5 protein-coding genes (1 of these 5 cut by a window edge) are annotated in these 19,513 nt (G+C 51.4%); all 5 read left to right on the forward strand.

Going from position 1 to position 19,513, the window contains the following annotated elements:
* A protein-coding gene (locus AC51G0_RS26870; RefSeq protein WP_496302623.1) for an Ig-like domain-containing protein crosses the window boundary here: on the forward strand, positions 1 to 14,888 show its final stretch. 20,485 nt of this gene lie to the left of the window's left edge; only the last 14,888 of its 35,373 coding nucleotides appear in the window; its start codon lies beyond the left edge, outside the window; the stop codon is at positions 14,886 to 14,888.
* 254 nt (positions 14,889 to 15,142) lie between these two features.
* Positions 15,143 to 16,576: an AMP-binding protein gene (locus AC51G0_RS26875; protein ID WP_496302624.1), complete on the forward strand. Its 1,434-nt coding sequence runs from the start codon at positions 15,143 to 15,145 to the stop codon at positions 16,574 to 16,576.
* 189 nt (positions 16,577 to 16,765) lie between these two features.
* A complete protein-coding gene (mog, locus tag AC51G0_RS26880) occupies positions 16,766 to 17,299 on the forward strand; it encodes a molybdopterin adenylyltransferase (protein ID WP_496302625.1) in 534 nt (177 codons plus the stop codon).
* A 101-nt stretch (positions 17,300 to 17,400) separates the two neighbouring features.
* Positions 17,401 to 18,129: a beta cell expansion factor BefA gene (befA, locus tag AC51G0_RS26885; protein WP_496304221.1), complete on the forward strand. Its 729-nt coding sequence runs from the start codon at positions 17,401 to 17,403 to the stop codon at positions 18,127 to 18,129.
* A 244-nt stretch (positions 18,130 to 18,373) separates the two neighbouring features.
* The gene (locus AC51G0_RS26890; RefSeq protein ID WP_496302626.1) at positions 18,374 to 19,393 is read left to right on the forward strand and encodes an adenosine deaminase; all 1,020 of its coding nucleotides are present in this window, start codon (positions 18,374 to 18,376) and stop codon (positions 19,391 to 19,393) included.
* Positions 19,394 to 19,513: the final 120 nt, after the last annotated feature.

The following is a 19,513-nucleotide window of genomic DNA, read 5'->3' on the forward strand; positions in this document are numbered from 1 at the left end:
AAGATGGCACAGTGACCGCGACGGTGAGCTTGCCAGACGACTTCAACGCCGAGACAGACACGTTGACCATCAATGGTGTTGAGCACGTACTGACCGAAACCGAAATCGCAAACAAAGCGGTCGAAGTCGAAGTGGCGCCAGAAGGCACAGTGACAGCACAGATCACCGATGGCGCGGGTAACACCTCAACTGAAGCGAGCGCGACAGCGGCGAGTGCGGACACCGAAGTGAACGCACCAAGCATCACGCTAGAAAGCACAGGTGATGATGAGATCTACAACGCGGCCGAGTTGGGCGAAGATGGCACAGTGACCGCGACGGTGAGCTTGCCAGACGACTTCAACGCCGAGACAGACACGTTGACCATCAATGGTGTTGAGCACGTACTGACCGAAACCGAAATCGCAAACAAAGCGGTCGAAGTCGAAGTGGCGCCAGAAGGCACAGTGACAGCACAGATCACCGATGGCGCGGGTAACACCTCAACTGAAGCGAGCGCGACAGCGGCGAGTGCGGACACCGAAGTGAACGCACCAAGCATCACGCTAGAAAGCACAGGTGATGATGAGATCTACAACGCGGCCGAGTTGGGCGAAGATGGCACAGTGACCGCGACGGTGAGCTTGCCAGACGACTTCAACGCCGAGACAGACACGTTGACCATCAATGGTGTTGAGCACGTACTGACCGAAACCGAAATCGCAAACAAAGCGGTCGAAGTCGAAGTGGCGCCAGAAGGCACAGTGACAGCACAGATCACCGATGGCGCGGGTAACACCTCAACTGAAGCGAGCGCGACAGCGGCGAGTGCGGACACCGAAGTGAACGCACCAAGCATCACGCTAGAAAGCACAGGTGATGATGAGATCTACAACGCGGCCGAGTTGGGCGAAGATGGCACAGTGACCGCGACGGTGAGCTTGCCAGACGACTTCAACGCCGAGACAGACACGTTGACCATCAATGGTGTTGAGCACGTACTGACCGAAACCGAAATCGCAAACAAAGCGGTCGAAGTCGAAGTGGCGCCAGAAGGCACAGTGACAGCACAGATCACCGATGGCGCGGGTAACACCTCAACTGAAGCGAGCGCGACAGCGGCGAGTGCGGACACCGAAGTGAACGCACCAAGCATCACGCTAGAAAGCACAGGTGATGATGAGATCTACAACGCGGCCGAGTTGGGCGAAGATGGCACAGTGACCGCGACGGTGAGCTTGCCAGACGACTTCAACGCCGAGACAGACACGTTGACCATCAATGGTGTTGAGCACGTACTGACCGAAACCGAAATCGCAAACAAAGCGGTCGAAGTCGAAGTGGCGCCAGAAGGCACAGTGACAGCACAGATCACCGATGGCGCGGGTAACACCTCAACTGAAGCGAGCGCGACAGCGGCGAGTGCGGACACCGAAGTGAACGCACCAAGCATCACGCTAGAAAGCACAGGTGATGATGAGATCTACAACGCGGCCGAGTTGGGCGAAGATGGCACAGTGACCGCGACGGTGAGCTTGCCAGACGACTTCAACGCCGAGACAGACACGTTGACCATCAATGGTGTTGAGCACGTACTGACCGAAACCGAAATCGCAAACAAAGCGGTCGAAGTCGAAGTGGCGCCAGAAGGCACAGTGACAGCACAGATCACCGATGGCGCGGGTAACACCTCAACTGAAGCGAGCGCGACAGCGGCGAGTGCGGACACCGAAGTGAACGCACCAAGCATCACGCTAGAAAGCACAGGTGATGATGAGATCTACAACGCGGCCGAGTTGGGCGAAGATGGCACAGTGACCGCGACGGTGAGCTTGCCAGACGACTTCAACGCCGAGACAGACACGTTGACCATCAATGGTGTTGAGCACGTACTGACCGAAACCGAAATCGCAAACAAAGCGGTCGAAGTCGAAGTGGCGCCAGAAGGCACAGTGACAGCACAGATCACCGATGGCGCGGGTAACACCTCAACTGAAGCGAGCGCGACAGCGGCGAGTGCGGACACCGAAGTGAACGCACCAAGCATCACGCTAGAAAGCACAGGTGATGATGAGATCTACAACGCGGCCGAGTTGGGCGAAGATGGCACAGTGACCGCGACGGTGAGCTTGCCAGACGACTTCAACGCCGAGACAGACACGTTGACCATCAATGGTGTTGAGCACGTACTGACCGAAACCGAAATCGCAAACAAAGCGGTCGAAGTCGAAGTGGCGCCAGAAGGCACAGTGACAGCACAGATCACCGATGGCGCGGGTAACACCTCAACTGAAGCGAGCGCGACAGCGGCGAGTGCGGACACCGAAGTGAACGCACCAAGCATCACGCTAGAAAGCACAGGTGATGATGAGATCTACAACGCGGCCGAGTTGGGCGAAGATGGCACAGTGACCGCGACGGTGAGCTTGCCAGACGACTTCAACGCCGAGACAGACACGTTGACCATCAATGGTGTTGAGCACGTACTGACCGAAACCGAAATCGCAAACAAAGCGGTCGAAGTCGAAGTGGCGCCAGAAGGCACAGTGACAGCACAGATCACCGATGGCGCGGGTAACACCTCAACTGAAGCGAGCGCGACAGCGGCGAGTGCGGACACCGAAGTGAACGCACCAAGCATCACGCTAGAAAGCACAGGTGATGATGAGATCTACAACGCGGCCGAGTTGGGCGAAGATGGCACAGTGACCGCGACGGTGAGCTTGCCAGACGACTTCAACGCCGAGACAGACACGTTGACCATCAATGGTGTTGAGCACGTACTGACCGAAACCGAAATCGCAAACAAAGCGGTCGAAGTCGAAGTGGCGCCAGAAGGCACAGTGACAGCACAGATCACCGATGGCGCGGGTAACACCTCAACTGAAGCGAGCGCGACAGCGGCGAGTGCGGACACCGAAGTGAACGCACCAAGCATCACGCTAGAAAGCACAGGTGATGATGAGATCTACAACGCGGCCGAGTTGGGCGAAGATGGCACAGTGACCGCGACGGTGAGCTTGCCAGACGACTTCAACGCCGAGACAGACACGTTGACCATCAATGGTGTTGAGCACGTACTGACCGAAACCGAAATCGCAAACAAAGCGGTCGAAGTCGAAGTGGCGCCAGAAGGCACAGTGACAGCACAGATCACCGATGGCGCGGGTAACACCTCAACTGAAGCGAGCGCGACAGCGGCGAGTGCGGACACCGAAGTGAACGCACCAAGCATCACGCTAGAAAGCACAGGTGATGATGAGATCTACAACGCGGCCGAGTTGGGCGAAGATGGCACAGTGACCGCGACGGTGAGCTTGCCAGACGACTTCAACGCCGAGACAGACACGTTGACCATCAATGGTGTTGAGCACGTACTGACCGAAACCGAAATCGCAAACAAAGCGGTCGAAGTCGAAGTGGCGCCAGAAGGCACAGTGACAGCACAGATCACCGATGGCGCGGGTAACACCTCAACTGAAGCGAGCGCGACAGCGGCGAGTGCGGACACCGAAGTGAACGCACCAAGCATCACGCTAGAAAGCACAGGTGATGATGAGATCTACAACGCGGCCGAGTTGGGCGAAGATGGCACAGTGACCGCGACGGTGAGCTTGCCAGACGACTTCAACGCCGAGACAGACACGTTGACCATCAATGGTGTTGAGCACGTACTGACCGAAACCGAAATCGCAAACAAAGCGGTCGAAGTCGAAGTGGCGCCAGAAGGCACAGTGACAGCACAGATCACCGATGGCGCGGGTAACACCTCAACTGAAGCGAGCGCGACAGCGGCGAGTGCGGACACCGAAGTGAACGCACCAAGCATCACGCTAGAAAGCACAGGTGATGATGAGATCTACAACGCGGCCGAGTTGGGCGAAGATGGCACAGTGACCGCGACGGTGAGCTTGCCAGACGACTTCAACGCCGAGACAGACACGTTGACCATCAATGGTGTTGAGCACGTACTGACCGAAACCGAAATCGCAAACAAAGCGGTCGAAGTCGAAGTGGCGCCAGAAGGCACAGTGACAGCACAGATCACCGATGGCGCGGGTAACACCTCAACTGAAGCGAGCGCGACAGCGGCGAGTGCGGACACCGAAGTGAACGCACCAAGCATCACGCTAGAAAGCACAGGTGATGATGAGATCTACAACGCGGCCGAGTTGGGCGAAGATGGCACAGTGACCGCGACGGTGAGCTTGCCAGACGACTTCAACGCCGAGACAGACACGTTGACCATCAATGGTGTTGAGCACGTACTGACCGAAACCGAAATCGCAAACAAAGCGGTCGAAGTCGAAGTGGCGCCAGAAGGCACAGTGACAGCACAGATCACCGATGGCGCGGGTAACACCTCAACTGAAGCGAGCGCGACAGCGGCGAGTGCGGACACCGAAGTGAACGCACCAAGCATCACGCTAGAAAGCACAGGTGATGATGAGATCTACAACGCGGCCGAGTTGGGCGAAGATGGCACAGTGACCGCGACGGTGAGCTTGCCAGACGACTTCAACGCCGAGACAGACACGTTGACCATCAATGGTGTTGAGCACGTACTGACCGAAACCGAAATCGCAAACAAAGCGGTCGAAGTCGAAGTGGCGCCAGAAGGCACAGTGACAGCACAGATCACCGATGGCGCGGGTAACACCTCAACTGAAGCGAGCGCGACAGCGGCGAGTGCGGACACCGAAGTGAACGCACCAAGCATCACGCTAGAAAGCACAGGTGATGATGAGATCTACAACGCGGCCGAGTTGGGCGAAGATGGCACAGTGACCGCGACGGTGAGCTTGCCAGACGACTTCAACGCCGAGACAGACACGTTGACCATCAATGGTGTTGAGCACGTACTGACCGAAACCGAAATCGCAAACAAAGCGGTCGAAGTCGAAGTGGCGCCAGAAGGCACAGTGACAGCACAGATCACCGATGGCGCGGGTAACACCTCAACTGAAGCGAGCGCGACAGCGGCGAGTGCGGACACCGAAGTGAACGCACCAAGCATCACGCTAGAAAGCACAGGTGATGATGAGATCTACAACGCGGCCGAGTTGGGCGAAGATGGCACAGTGACCGCGACGGTGAGCTTGCCAGACGACTTCAACGCCGAGACAGACACGTTGACCATCAATGGTGTTGAGCACGTACTGACCGAAACCGAAATCGCAAACAAAGCGGTCGAAGTCGAAGTGGCGCCAGAAGGCACAGTGACAGCACAGATCACCGATGGCGCGGGTAACACCTCAACTGAAGCGAGCGCGACAGCGGCGAGTGCGGACACCGAAGTGAACGCACCAAGCATCACGCTAGAAAGCACAGGTGATGATGAGATCTACAACGCGGCCGAGTTGGGCGAAGATGGCACAGTGACCGCGACGGTGAGCTTGCCAGACGACTTCAACGCCGAGACAGACACGTTGACCATCAATGGTGTTGAGCACGTACTGACCGAAACCGAAATCGCAAACAAAGCGGTCGAAGTCGAAGTGGCGCCAGAAGGCACAGTGACAGCACAGATCACCGATGGCGCGGGTAACACCTCAACTGAAGCGAGCGCGACAGCGGCGAGTGCGGACACCGAAGTGAACGCACCAAGCATCACGCTAGAAAGCACAGGTGATGATGAGATCTACAACGCGGCCGAGTTGGGCGAAGATGGCACAGTGACCGCGACGGTGAGCTTGCCAGACGACTTCAACGCCGAGACAGACACGTTGACCATCAATGGTGTTGAGCACGTACTGACCGAAACCGAAATCGCAAACAAAGCGGTCGAAGTCGAAGTGGCGCCAGAAGGCACAGTGACAGCACAGATCACCGATGGCGCGGGTAACACCTCAACTGAAGCGAGCGCGACAGCGGCGAGTGCGGACACCGAAGTGAACGCACCAAGCATCACGCTAGAAAGCACAGGTGATGATGAGATCTACAACGCGGCCGAGTTGGGCGAAGATGGCACAGTGACCGCGACGGTGAGCTTGCCAGACGACTTCAACGCCGAGACAGACACGTTGACCATCAATGGTGTTGAGCACGTACTGACCGAAACCGAAATCGCAAACAAAGCGGTCGAAGTCGAAGTGGCGCCAGAAGGCACAGTGACAGCACAGATCACCGATGGCGCGGGTAACACCTCAACTGAAGCGAGCGCGACAGCGGCGAGTGCGGACACCGAAGTGAACGCACCAAGCATCACGCTAGAAAGCACAGGTGATGATGAGATCTACAACGCGGCCGAGTTGGGCGAAGATGGCACAGTGACCGCGACGGTGAGCTTGCCAGACGACTTCAACGCCGAGACAGACACGTTGACCATCAATGGTGTTGAGCACGTACTGACCGAAACCGAAATCGCAAACAAAGCGGTCGAAGTCGAAGTGGCGCCAGAAGGCACAGTGACAGCACAGATCACCGATGGCGCGGGTAACACCTCAACTGAAGCGAGCGCGACAGCGGCGAGTGCGGACACCGAAGTGAACGCACCAAGCATCACGCTAGAAAGCACAGGTGATGATGAGATCTACAACGCGGCCGAGTTGGGCGAAGATGGCACAGTGACCGCGACGGTGAGCTTGCCAGACGACTTCAACGCCGAGACAGACACGTTGACCATCAATGGTGTTGAGCACGTACTGACCGAAACCGAAATCGCAAACAAAGCGGTCGAAGTCGAAGTGGCGCCAGAAGGCACAGTGACAGCACAGATCACCGATGGCGCGGGTAACACCTCAACTGAAGCGAGCGCGACAGCGGCGAGTGCGGACACCGAAGTGAACGCACCAAGCATCACGCTAGAAAGCACAGGTGATGATGAGATCTACAACGCGGCCGAGTTGGGCGAAGATGGCACAGTGACCGCGACGGTGAGCTTGCCAGACGACTTCAACGCCGAGACAGACACGTTGACCATCAATGGTGTTGAGCACGTACTGACCGAAACCGAAATCGCAAACAAAGCGGTCGAAGTCGAAGTGGCGCCAGAAGGCACAGTGACAGCACAGATCACCGATGGCGCGGGTAACACCTCAACTGAAGCGAGCGCGACAGCGGCGAGTGCGGACACCGAAGTGAACGCACCAAGCATCACGCTAGAAAGCACAGGTGATGATGAGATCTACAACGCGGCCGAGTTGGGCGAAGATGGCACAGTGACCGCGACGGTGAGCTTGCCAGACGACTTCAACGCCGAGACAGACACGTTGACCATCAATGGTGTTGAGCACGTACTGACCGAAACCGAAATCGCAAACAAAGCGGTCGAAGTCGAAGTGGCGCCAGAAGGCACAGTGACAGCACAGATCACCGATGGCGCGGGTAACACCTCAACTGAAGCGAGCGCGACAGCGGCGAGTGCGGACACCGAAGTGAACGCACCAAGCATCACGCTAGAAAGCACAGGTGATGATGAGATCTACAACGCGGCCGAGTTGGGCGAAGATGGCACAGTGACCGCGACGGTGAGCTTGCCAGACGACTTCAACGCCGAGACAGACACGTTGACCATCAATGGTGTTGAGCACGTACTGACCGAAACCGAAATCGCAAACAAAGCGGTCGAAGTCGAAGTGGCGCCAGAAGGCACAGTGACAGCACAGATCACCGATGGCGCGGGTAACACCTCAACTGAAGCGAGCGCGACAGCGGCGAGTGCGGACACCGAAGTGAACGCACCAAGCATCACGCTAGAAAGCACAGGTGATGATGAGATCTACAACGCGGCCGAGTTGGGCGAAGATGGCACAGTGACCGCGACGGTGAGCTTGCCAGACGACTTCAACGCCGAGACAGACACGTTGACCATCAATGGTGTTGAGCACGTACTGACCGAAACCGAAATCGCAAACAAAGCGGTCGAAGTCGAAGTGGCGCCAGAAGGCACAGTGACAGCACAGATCACCGATGGCGCGGGTAACACCTCAACTGAAGCGAGCGCGACAGCGGCGAGTGCGGACACCGAAGTGAACGCACCAAGCATCACGCTAGAAAGCACAGGTGATGATGAGATCTACAACGCGGCCGAGTTGGGCGAAGATGGCACAGTGACCGCGACGGTGAGCTTGCCAGACGACTTCAACGCCGAGACAGACACGTTGACCATCAATGGTGTTGAGCACGTACTGACCGAAACCGAAATCGCAAACAAAGCGGTCGAAGTCGAAGTGGCGCCAGAAGGCACAGTGACAGCACAGATCACCGATGGCGCGGGTAACACCTCAACTGAAGCGAGCGCGACAGCGGCGAGTGCGGACACCGAAGTGAACGCACCAAGCATCACGCTAGAAAGCACAGGTGATGATGAGATCTACAACGCGGCCGAGTTGGGCGAAGATGGCACAGTGACCGCGACGGTGAGCTTGCCAGACGACTTCAACGCCGAGACAGACACGTTGACCATCAATGGTGTTGAGCACGTACTGACCGAAACCGAAATCGCAAACAAAGCGGTCGAAGTCGAAGTGGCGCCAGAAGGCACAGTGACAGCACAGATCACCGATGGCGCGGGTAACACCTCAACTGAAGCGAGCGCGACAGCGGCGAGTGCGGACACCGAAGTGAACGCACCAAGCATCACGCTAGAAAGCACAGGTGATGATGAGATCTACAACGCGGCCGAGTTGGGCGAAGATGGCACAGTGACCGCGACGGTGAGCTTGCCAGACGACTTCAACGCCGAGACAGACACGTTGACCATCAATGGTGTTGAGCACGTACTGACCGAAACCGAAATCGCAAACAAAGCGGTCGAAGTCGAAGTGGCGCCAGAAGGCACAGTGACAGCACAGATCACCGATGGCGCGGGTAACACCTCAACTGAAGCGAGCGCGACAGCGGCGAGTGCGGACACCGAAGTGAACGCACCAAGCATCACGCTAGAAAGCACAGGTGATGATGAGATCTACAACGCGGCCGAGTTGGGCGAAGATGGCACAGTGACCGCGACGGTGAGCTTGCCAGACGACTTCAACGCCGAGACAGACACGTTGACCATCAATGGTGTTGAGCACGTACTGACCGAAACCGAAATCGCAAACAAAGCGGTCGAAGTCGAAGTGGCGCCAGAAGGCACAGTGACAGCACAGATCACCGATGGCGCGGGTAACACCTCAACTGAAGCGAGCGCGACAGCGGCGAGTGCGGACACCGAAGTGAACGCACCAAGCATCACGCTAGAAAGCACAGGTGATGATGAGATCTACAACGCGGCCGAGTTGGGCGAAGATGGCACAGTGACCGCGACGGTGAGCTTGCCAGACGACTTCAACGCCGAGACAGACACGTTGACCATCAATGGTGTTGAGCACGTACTGACCGAAACCGAAATCGCAAACAAAGCGGTCGAAGTCGAAGTGGCGCCAGAAGGCACAGTGACAGCACAGATCACCGATGGCGCGGGTAACACCTCAACTGAAGCGAGCGCGACAGCGGCGAGTGCGGACACCGAAGTGAACGCACCAAGCATCACGCTAGAAAGCACAGGTGATGATGAGATCTACAACGCGGCCGAGTTGGGCGAAGATGGCACAGTGACCGCGACGGTGAGCTTGCCAGACGACTTCAACGCCGAGACAGACACGTTGACCATCAATGGTGTTGAGCACGTACTGACCGAAACCGAAATCGCAAACAAAGCGGTCGAAGTCGAAGTGGCGCCAGAAGGCACAGTGACAGCACAGATCACCGATGGCGCGGGTAACACCTCAACTGAAGCGAGCGCGACAGCGGCGAGTGCGGACACCGAAGTGAACGCACCAAGCATCACGCTAGAAAGCACAGGTGATGATGAGATCTACAACGCGGCCGAGTTGGGCGAAGATGGCACAGTGACCGCGACGGTGAGCTTGCCAGACGACTTCAACGCCGAGACAGACACGTTGACCATCAATGGTGTTGAGCACGTACTGACCGAAACCGAAATCGCAAACAAAGCGGTCGAAGTCGAAGTGGCGCCAGAAGGCACAGTGACAGCACAGATCACCGATGGCGCGGGTAACACCTCAACTGAAGCGAGCGCGACAGCGGCGAGTGCGGACACCGAAGTGAACGCACCAAGCATCACGCTAGAAAGCACAGGTGATGATGAGATCTACAACGCGGCCGAGTTGGGCGAAGATGGCACAGTGACCGCGACGGTGAGCTTGCCAGACGACTTCAACGCCGAGACAGACACGTTGACCATCAATGGTGTTGAGCACGTACTGACCGAAACCGAAATCGCAAACAAAGCGGTCGAAGTCGAAGTGGCGCCAGAAGGCACAGTGACAGCACAGATCACCGATGGCGCGGGTAACACCTCAACTGAAGCGAGCGCGACAGCGGCGAGTGCGGACACCGAAGCCCCAACCGCATCAAACGATCCCGGCCAACCAGCCAGCGGTCTATCAGGTGAGTACTATGGCTATGATGACAATGGTACGAACAACTTATCCTCAATAGAGCAAGTCAAAAATTATGTAAATGCTAATGAGGCAGAAATTACATTTACCTCATCACAAGTTAATTACGGCTATACGGATTCAAATGGTAACGGCCGTCATGACTTTGGAAACGAAGAAACTACAATGGATGGTAATTTAGCTGACGGCGTGCCAAATGGGGGTGGAGTTCCTTCTCATCTTGAAAACTTCTTAGGTACGAAAGATGCTGCCTCTATTGAAGGAGAAAGCACCACTGAAGCAACGGATGGCATTATTAAGCTTTCTGGTAATTTGAATGTCGATACCGCAGGAACCTATAACTTGCGAGTACATCATGATGATGGCTTCACTATCATTATTGATGGTGAAGCGGTTGCAAGCTATAACGGTAATGTTTCACCACATGAAACTTCTTTGAATCTTCAACTGGATGCAGGTCAACATACTGTTGAAATTTACTATTGGGATCAGGGCGGCGCTTACCTCTTTGATTTGCAGCTAAACGACAGCCAAGGTCAAAACATTTGGATTGAAGAGAATTTGTCACATTCTGCTGATTCGGCTATTCAAACGGATGAAGATACATCGGTTGTAATTGATGTGCTGTCTAATGATACGGATCAGAATGGGGATATCGACCCAGCATCAGTTGCCATAAAGGGGCAACCATCTAATGGTACTGTCACTGTCAACGCTGATGGAACGGTAACTTATGAGCCAAATGCGGACTTCAGCGGTACTGATACTTTCACTTATACAGTTAAAGATACTGCAGGTAACGAATCGAATACTGCGACGGTTACTATTAATGTAGACCCAGAAAGTGATAACCCAGTACTAGCTGTTGTTGAAGCTCAAGGTAATGAAGACACTGCTATAGCACTAGATATCAGTGCAGCACTGGCTGATGAGAGTGAAACCTTATCTATTCAGGTGAGCGGAATTCCAGCGGGTGCTGTTCTTGCTAATGATAATGGCACACTTACGGTTACTGATGGTGTTGCTTCGCTCTCTGCATCAGATTTAAGTGGTCTTACGATTACACCGCCAGCAAATAGTGACGTTGATTTTAATTTGACAGTTGTGGCGTCCAGTACTGAGCCTGGTACTAATCAGGTATCAACTGTGGAGTCTGTTTTGCCTGTTTCTGTTAGTGCGGTGGCCGATCAACCGAGCCTATCAGTTAATGTTGATATCGATAATACGACAGGTAGCTCTTCTACAGTATTTAGTTCGAGCTTCGGTCAAGTAGGTTCCACTTCTTTTGTTCAGTCTGCTGATGGTTGGAGTACAACTTCCGATGCAATAGAGCTTCGTACCGGTAGTGGGGATGGGGCCTATATCGAATTAAACGACGATCGTATAGATAACTACTCAGATGCTACCAATATTTATCGTTCGATTGACACTGTTGAAGGAGCTGTATACACATTAACCTTCGATTCTTCGCCTCGTCCGGGTTATAGCGCCGACGTTTGTAAGTTTACGGTTAGTGTAGGTGAGTCAGGAGAACCTCTAACGGTACTTGATACAATATCAGCAGATGGCAGTGGTAATACAGGCAACAACTGGACTGGGCACACCGTTACTTTCATAGGTACTGGGCAGCCAATGGTCGTTTCCTTTGATGCTGCTGGCTCTTCACAAAACTGGGGGCGCGGCATGTTCCTTGATAATGTTGAGCTTGTGGAGGAAGTAAATAACGTCGTAGCACTCAATATTGATGCGGCACTTATAGATACTGATGGCAGTGAAAACTTAGCTATATCTGTGGAAGGACTACCTGCGGGCGCATCATTATCAGCCGGAACCGAAAATAATGGTGTTTGGACGTTAACGCAAGCTCAGTTAACTGGCCTAACAATATCCTTGTTACCTAACACAGATACATTTGATTTGAAGGTAACAGCGACATCAACTGAGTCTCAAGACGCCGCTGTTGGAAGTGAAACAAGTTCTATCTCGGTTATTGTTAATGTACCTGTATCAGCTAACGAAGCGCCTGAGTCTAATGATGCCTCATTCACATCGGAAGCAGGAGAAAGCTATGTTGAGTTTAGCCTAGCAGACAAAGCTACCGATACAGAAGATGATGCCTCTGACATCGATAACAAGCTGACCCAAGTGAAGATCACTGAACTTCCTGAACATGGAATTTTGTTTGTGGTTAACGCTGATGGAAGCAGAACCGAACTGGCCGAAGGTGATGTTATTGCTGATACTAGTAAGGTTTTGTTTGAGCCGAATTCTGACTTTGCAGTAGGCGTTGAGTTTGATGCAGAAACTGATTTTGACAATAGCAATGGACAAGTAACTACCTTTACTACTACTGACGGTATTACTGTTTCTGGCGGTACTTTTACGGGTAATGCGCCAGATGAAGACAGCACTTTAACTGCCGGACAGCTTTATTACGATGGTGCAACAGGAGAGAAAGGACTCGGCGTAAACAGTGAGGAGATCGACGTTACTAATAAAGAGTATATTTCTGTTGATTTTGGTGATAACCGTTTGCTTCAAAGTGCCGAGGTATCTATTGGAAGTCTTTGGGGGAATTATGCAGACAACAGCTATGCAGATGCAGAAGTAAATATACTCGTATTGAAAAATGGTTTAGTTGTAGATCGCTTCAGTTTCGATGATCTTTATGATGGAAGCGGTGAGTTTACGGCTTCTATTAGTGCGGAAGGTGGTTTTGATGAGATCCGCGTGTTTACCACTTCACCAACGGATACTAATTCAAATATTGTTTTGCAAGGTGTGGTTGCGACTGATGCAGAGCTTGTTGATAGCTTTAACTATGTTGCGATTGATTCTGATGGTGCCGAATCTGACAGTGCTACAGTAACCTTGACGGTATCAGATTTTGCACCAATTGCCGGCGATGTAAACGTAGGTAGCGCTAATGAGGACACTCCAACAGCAATTAACCTACAGGCTTTGATTGAAGCTTCTTCAGATTTGGACGGGAATACACTTCACGTTTCCAGCATCACGGTCAATGAACAATACGGCACGATTGATGTTGTTCGTAACGAACAAGGGCACATTACATCCGCGACCTTTACACCTAGTGATGACTACAGTGGTGGTGCGTTCTTATCTTACACTGTCAGTGATGGTGTTACTGAGAGTGAGCCTGCGATAGCGGTTATCAATGTGGTTGCCGTTGTCGATGAACCATCATTGACAGTGAGCCTGGGAGATCCGACGGTAACAGAAGTGAGCGTGCCCGTAAATAACCCAGTTGAGACTGACTGGGATCAGTTGACTAGCTATGATAAGCAAACTGGTACGATATGGAATGATCAGGGGAAGTGGAAGCTTAAGGGTGACAATGATAAGGATGCTATCGATGGACTTGGTGGCAACGATAAGCTCTATGGGTATGGTGGTGATGATGCCCTCTTCGGTGGGACTGGCCAAGACCATCTTTTTGGTGACGCTGGCAACGATACCCTTGTTGGTGGGAGTGGTAACGATAAGTTAAATGGTGGTACAGGGTTCGATACTGCTGTATTTAGCGGAAACTTTAGAGATTATAGTAAGGTCGAGTTGGACAAGGTTCATGGCTTGGATGGCAACGATAAGCTGGTGAGCATTGAACGCCTTCAGTTTGACGATGGTACTTATGTTCTGAAAAACGGGGAGTGGGTCGAAGAAACATCGTCACAGTCTTTTAATGATTATCCGTTAAATATTACTGTCAGTACTACAGACTCTGATGGTAGTGAATCAATTCAATCTGTTACTTTGTTTGGTTTGCCCGCTGATGCCATTATTTATGAAAATGGTATCAAGATCGGAACACACAACTCAGAGGATAATTCTTGGACAATCACTGGAGATTGGTCAGGTAAAGAGCAATCCGTTGATTTAACTAACCTGACTGTTCGTGTTCCTGCTGATGCTGGTGACTTCCAATTGACTGCCAAGGCTGAATCGCAAGAGAGCAATCCTGCCGGTATTGGTGATGATACCAATAACACCCTTACAGGAACTGCGGGTAACGACACTATGCTAGGTTATGGCGGTGACGATACTTTACTTGGCGGTGATGGAGTTGATGCTATTCTAGGTGGGATCGGCAATGACATCCTAGTTGGCGGCGCAGGTGACGATATCCTCTATGGTGGCAGCGGTGCGGATACCTTCAAATTCACCACTGAAGATGCAGGTAGCTTAGATACCATCAAAGACTTTGATGCCAGCGAGGGCGATATCATCGACCTTAGTGATTTGCTTGACAGCGATGGCAGCAAGTCGAAAGATGAGCTTGAAACCCTTTTGAGTGCATTTGAAGATGATCAAGGCAATACTCACCTTCAGGTTAATGTCGATGGTAGTTCTGATGATTCCGCCGATCAGGAGATTGTGTTGGAAGGAACAAGTTTCAGTGACATCACAGGAGCTAGCAACAGTAGCGCCAATGACGTGATTAACCATCTGTTTAATAACAACCTAATCGACTTAGATAAATAAACATCATAGATTGCCAACTAAAACCCTCGCCTCTGCGAGGGTTTTTTATTGGTAACGGGTTATCAACGCAAGATCAGTTCAAATCGCGCTGGACTCTTTGCTTGTAGATAACATGAAGTCAATCGCATGGCTAAAAAATAAGATATATTTCTCTGGCTAAATATAAGCATACTATTGCATTGTTTTTGATAGTGAATATTTCTTGAATTAATGGCAGGTATCAGGGGCGTAGCGACGTGAAAGGGAAAATGGATATGGACATCCAACATGTAGAAGACGTCATTCAACCGGAAACACGGCTCTGTTCATTGTCTGGATTACTGGCTTCTCCCCGGCGAGAAGAGCTCGAGGTGGCCTGTCATGCGGAAGAGGCTGTTAATTGGGCTCAGTTCAGAACGGATGTTCAGGTTTTAGTTCGGTTACTACAAACTAGCCCTCATATGAATTGGGCACTGTGTTTCGATGATAGCTATTATTTTGCTGTCGCTTTTATGGCTGCATCACATGCGGGTAAGCACATCATTTTACCGGGAAATCATCAGGCAGCCGCGTTGGACGAGTTGGCGTGCCATTTTGATGCTGTCCTTCATGACCGAAGTGAATTGTGTGACTTTGAGCGTCCGCAGCTGATTTTGCCACAAAGTATTGATCTAGAGCCAACGGCAGAAGAGATTGGTAACTCACTAGTAAATGGCACTTTACCTGACTTAACCGGAATATTGCTTAAGGATGTGGCAATAACCTTGTTTACATCGGGATCGAGTGGTAAACCGAAAGCGATCGCCAAAACTTTGGATTTGCTCGATGCTGAAATTAACCAGCTTGAGAAAACGTGGGGAGAGCAGTTACGAGGTTCATCAGTTATCAGTACCGTTTCTCATCAGCATATCTATGGGCTGATTTTCCGGATTCTGTGGCCACTATGCGCAGGAAGAGTGTTTGACCGAATCGATTTGAGTTATCCCGAGCAGGTTATGGCACAGGCTGGTCGCAATGTCACTTTGATCACAAGCCCGGCGTTGCTCAAACGACTCAGTAATGAGCCAGCATCACGGCCCTATCGCGCCGTATTTTCCTCTGGGGGGCCTTTGAGTGAAGCGGCTGCCCGGCAAAGCTATGAGCTATTTGGCCAGTGGCCGGTTGAAGTGTTTGGCAGTACGGAAACTGGCGGTATTGGTTTCCGGCAACAGCATCTGGCAAGTACACCTTGGCAACTATTTGATGTTATCGATGTGGTGCTGAATCCTGAAGGGTGCCTGCGTCTATGCTCGCCCTTCATCGATCCTAAGGGCTGGTATCAGACGAGCGATCAGTGTCAGCTTCTCGGTGACCGTCAGTTTAGGTTGATGGGGCGTACAGATAGGGTCGTAAAAGTTGAAGAAAAACGGATTTCGCTGACGGAAGTTGAGCAGCGCCTGTGCCTGTTAAGCTGGATCGATGAAGCAGCCGTTCTTACATTGGATGATACCAATCGAGTGATCATTGCTGCCGTAATCACTTTGACGGGCGAGGGGCGGCAACATATGGAAGCAATCGGTAAAGGTAAATTTTGGTTAGCACTGCGGCAGCAGCTACGGCGTTGGCTAGAACCTGTTGGTATTCCCCGTCGCTTTCGTAGCGTTGAAGAGATACCGCTTAACAGCCAGGGCAAACGGCTCGCTAGGGAACTCGAACAATTGTTTAATTAATCTTTGGTAGCGTAACAGCAGTGAATAATCAGTTAACCACTTTAGTTAGCACGTTTTTTTCGATTTAGAGGTTTATCCCGCCCCATATATTCCTTAAACTTGCATTTAATCTGATTGAATTGCTGGCTGATAGGTATCAGCCAGCAATGATGAACATGACAAGCAAGGCATTAGCCTGAGGGATAACAAATGACAAAAGCTAAAATTGGTATTGTGACGGTCAGTGACCGCGCTAGTGCAGGTGTATACGACGATATTTCTGGTAAGGCGATCATCGAGACATTGAACGATTACCTGACTTCTGAATGGGAGCCTGTTTACGAAGTGATCCCTGATGAGCAGGATGTTATCGAAGCCACTTTGATCAAAATGGCTGACGAACAAAACTGTAGCCTTATCGTGACTACAGGTGGTACTGGCCCGGCAAAACGAGATGTAACCCCAGAGGCAACAGAAGCGGTTTGTGATCGCATGATGCCTGGTTTCGGTGAACTGATGCGCGCTGAGTCATTGAAGTTTGTTCCTACGGCGATTTTGTCTCGTCAGACGGCAGGCCTACGTGCTGATAGCCTGATCGTAAACTTACCGGGTAAACCAAAGTCTATTCGTGAATGTTTGGACGCTGTTTTCCCTGCTATACCTTACTGTATTGATCTGATGGAAGGTCCTTACTTCGAGTGTAATGAAGAAGTGATTAAACCTTTCCGTCCGAAAAAGAAGTAGTAGCTAAATGAAGATGCTGGTAGTCGCTATGACTACCAGCATTTTAGGAGGAGTCTGTTGTGAAAGTTAAAGCTCTTGTTGTTGCATTGAGTCTGGCGGCAATGCCAGCTCATGCTAGTTGGGAAAAACTGAAAGAGACAGCTTCGGATATTGGTAGTAAGGTCAGCGAAAGCTCAAAAGAAGCCTGGGATAGCGTGTCAAAATTCTCGAAGGAAACCTGGGATTCTGTGTCTGACTGGGGGGAAGAGGCGTTCAATACTGCCGGTGAGTGGACTGATGCTTCTATCGAGAAGGGCAAAGAGTGGCTTGATGCCGGTGAAGCCAAACTGGATGAAATGCTAGAACCTGAAACACCAGAGCAAGCACGCTTGGCACTGAATACCATGTCTGATACTGCCTTGGTACGTCTGTTTAATGAACATCCATCTGCCAAATTATTGTTTGATAATGCTTATGGCTATGCAGTTTTTGATTCACGTAAATTTTCCTTGATGTTGCATACCAATCAGGGGGCAGGGGTTGCTGTAAATCGCAAGACAGGCAAGCGGACTTACATGAAAATGTTTGGTGCGGGCTTAGCCGCTGGCATTGGCGGCAAGTTTTACCAGCAGGTGATTTTGTTTGAAGATCAGAATACCTTCGATAGCTTTGTGAGCGATGGTTGGGAAGCAACATCTGAAATGGGCGCTGTTGCTGGTACAGAAAGTGCTGAGCTTACGGCCAAATACAATGGTGGCATGGCGATTTACCAAATTGATGAAAAAGGCTTATTGCTCGATGCCAACATCTCTGGTTCAAAATATTGGATCGATACAGAACTGACCCAGTAATACCACCTACGCAATGCTGCGTTATATCCTGGCAAGTTGCTCTGTGCTTAAATCACAATGAATGTATAGGCGGTTTGCCAGCTAGGGTGCCTTTTATTTTATAACATCAACAACATCCAATTCTAAATCTAACCCCTTAAGTTGTGATCTTTCCTCTTTAAAGCGAAACGATTAACTACACTAACTAATATTTAACCACTCAGATGTGCTCTACAGCTTGTAGGGAGCTAAAAGAGGGGCCTTTATGGAAAGTTTCATTCACTCGCTGCCAAAAGTCGAACTGCATATTCATATTGAAGGCACGTTAGAGCCGGAAATGTTGTTTGAGCTGGCAAAGCGAAATCAGGTGGGCTTGCCTTACAAAAGTGTAGAAGAAATTCGTGCTGCCTATGATTTTAGTGACTTGCAGTCATTTTTAGATTTATATGCAAAGGGCTGTTTGGTGCTTAAAACCGAACAGGATTTTTATGATTTGACTTGGGCTTACCTCGAGCGGTGTAAGAACGAGCACGTGGTGCATACCGAGATCTTTTTTGATCCACAGATCCATACCCAATCAGGGATTGAATTTGGCACTGTAGTGAATGGGATTTGCCGGGCATTGGAAGCGGGACGTTCAGAGCTAGGGATCAGTAGCCATTTAATCATGTGCTTTCAGCGGCATCTATCACAAGACTCTGCACTGGAAACCTTGCGGCAGGCAATGCCTTACAAAGACAAGATTATTGCTGTCGGCCTCGATGGTGCAGAGCTAGGATACCCGCCAGAGAATTTTTCCCTGGTTTTTGAGAAAGCAAAAGAAGCAGGTTTTCTTGCTGTTGCCCATGCGGGTGAAGACGGGCCATCCGATAACATCTGGAGTGTTATCGAAGATCTATTGGTTTCAAGGATCGATCACGGCGTCAGGTGTACTGATGATGACAAGTTGGTACAGCATCTTATCGCTTCTCGCATCCCCTTGACGGTTTGCCCGCTTTCGAATGTAGCCTTCAAGGTGTTCAAGGATATGTCAGGGCAGAACATTGTTCGATTACTTGAAAGGGGGGTGTGCGTTACTATCAATTCTGATGATCCTGCCTATTTAGGCGGTTATATGGTGGCTAATTTCATGGCTGTTGCGAATGCGTTTAATCTATCAAAACCTGAAATGGCCAAGTTTAGCTGGAATGCCATTGAAGCCAGTTTTTTGCAGCCGGATGAAAAAGCAGTGCTCAAGCAGAGGCTACAGCATTATTTGGATATGCATTTTAAGCCGATTATTTAAAAAGCCTATCAGGTTATTGATAGGCTCGGAAAAATAGGTACGAATATATTTATTAAGACATTACTGCTGTGCTAAGGCTGTGTGTTTCATTCATGTTTAAGCTATCAAAAATAGCTTTGA

This window comes from Photobacterium sp. HL06, from assembly GCF_059552575.1.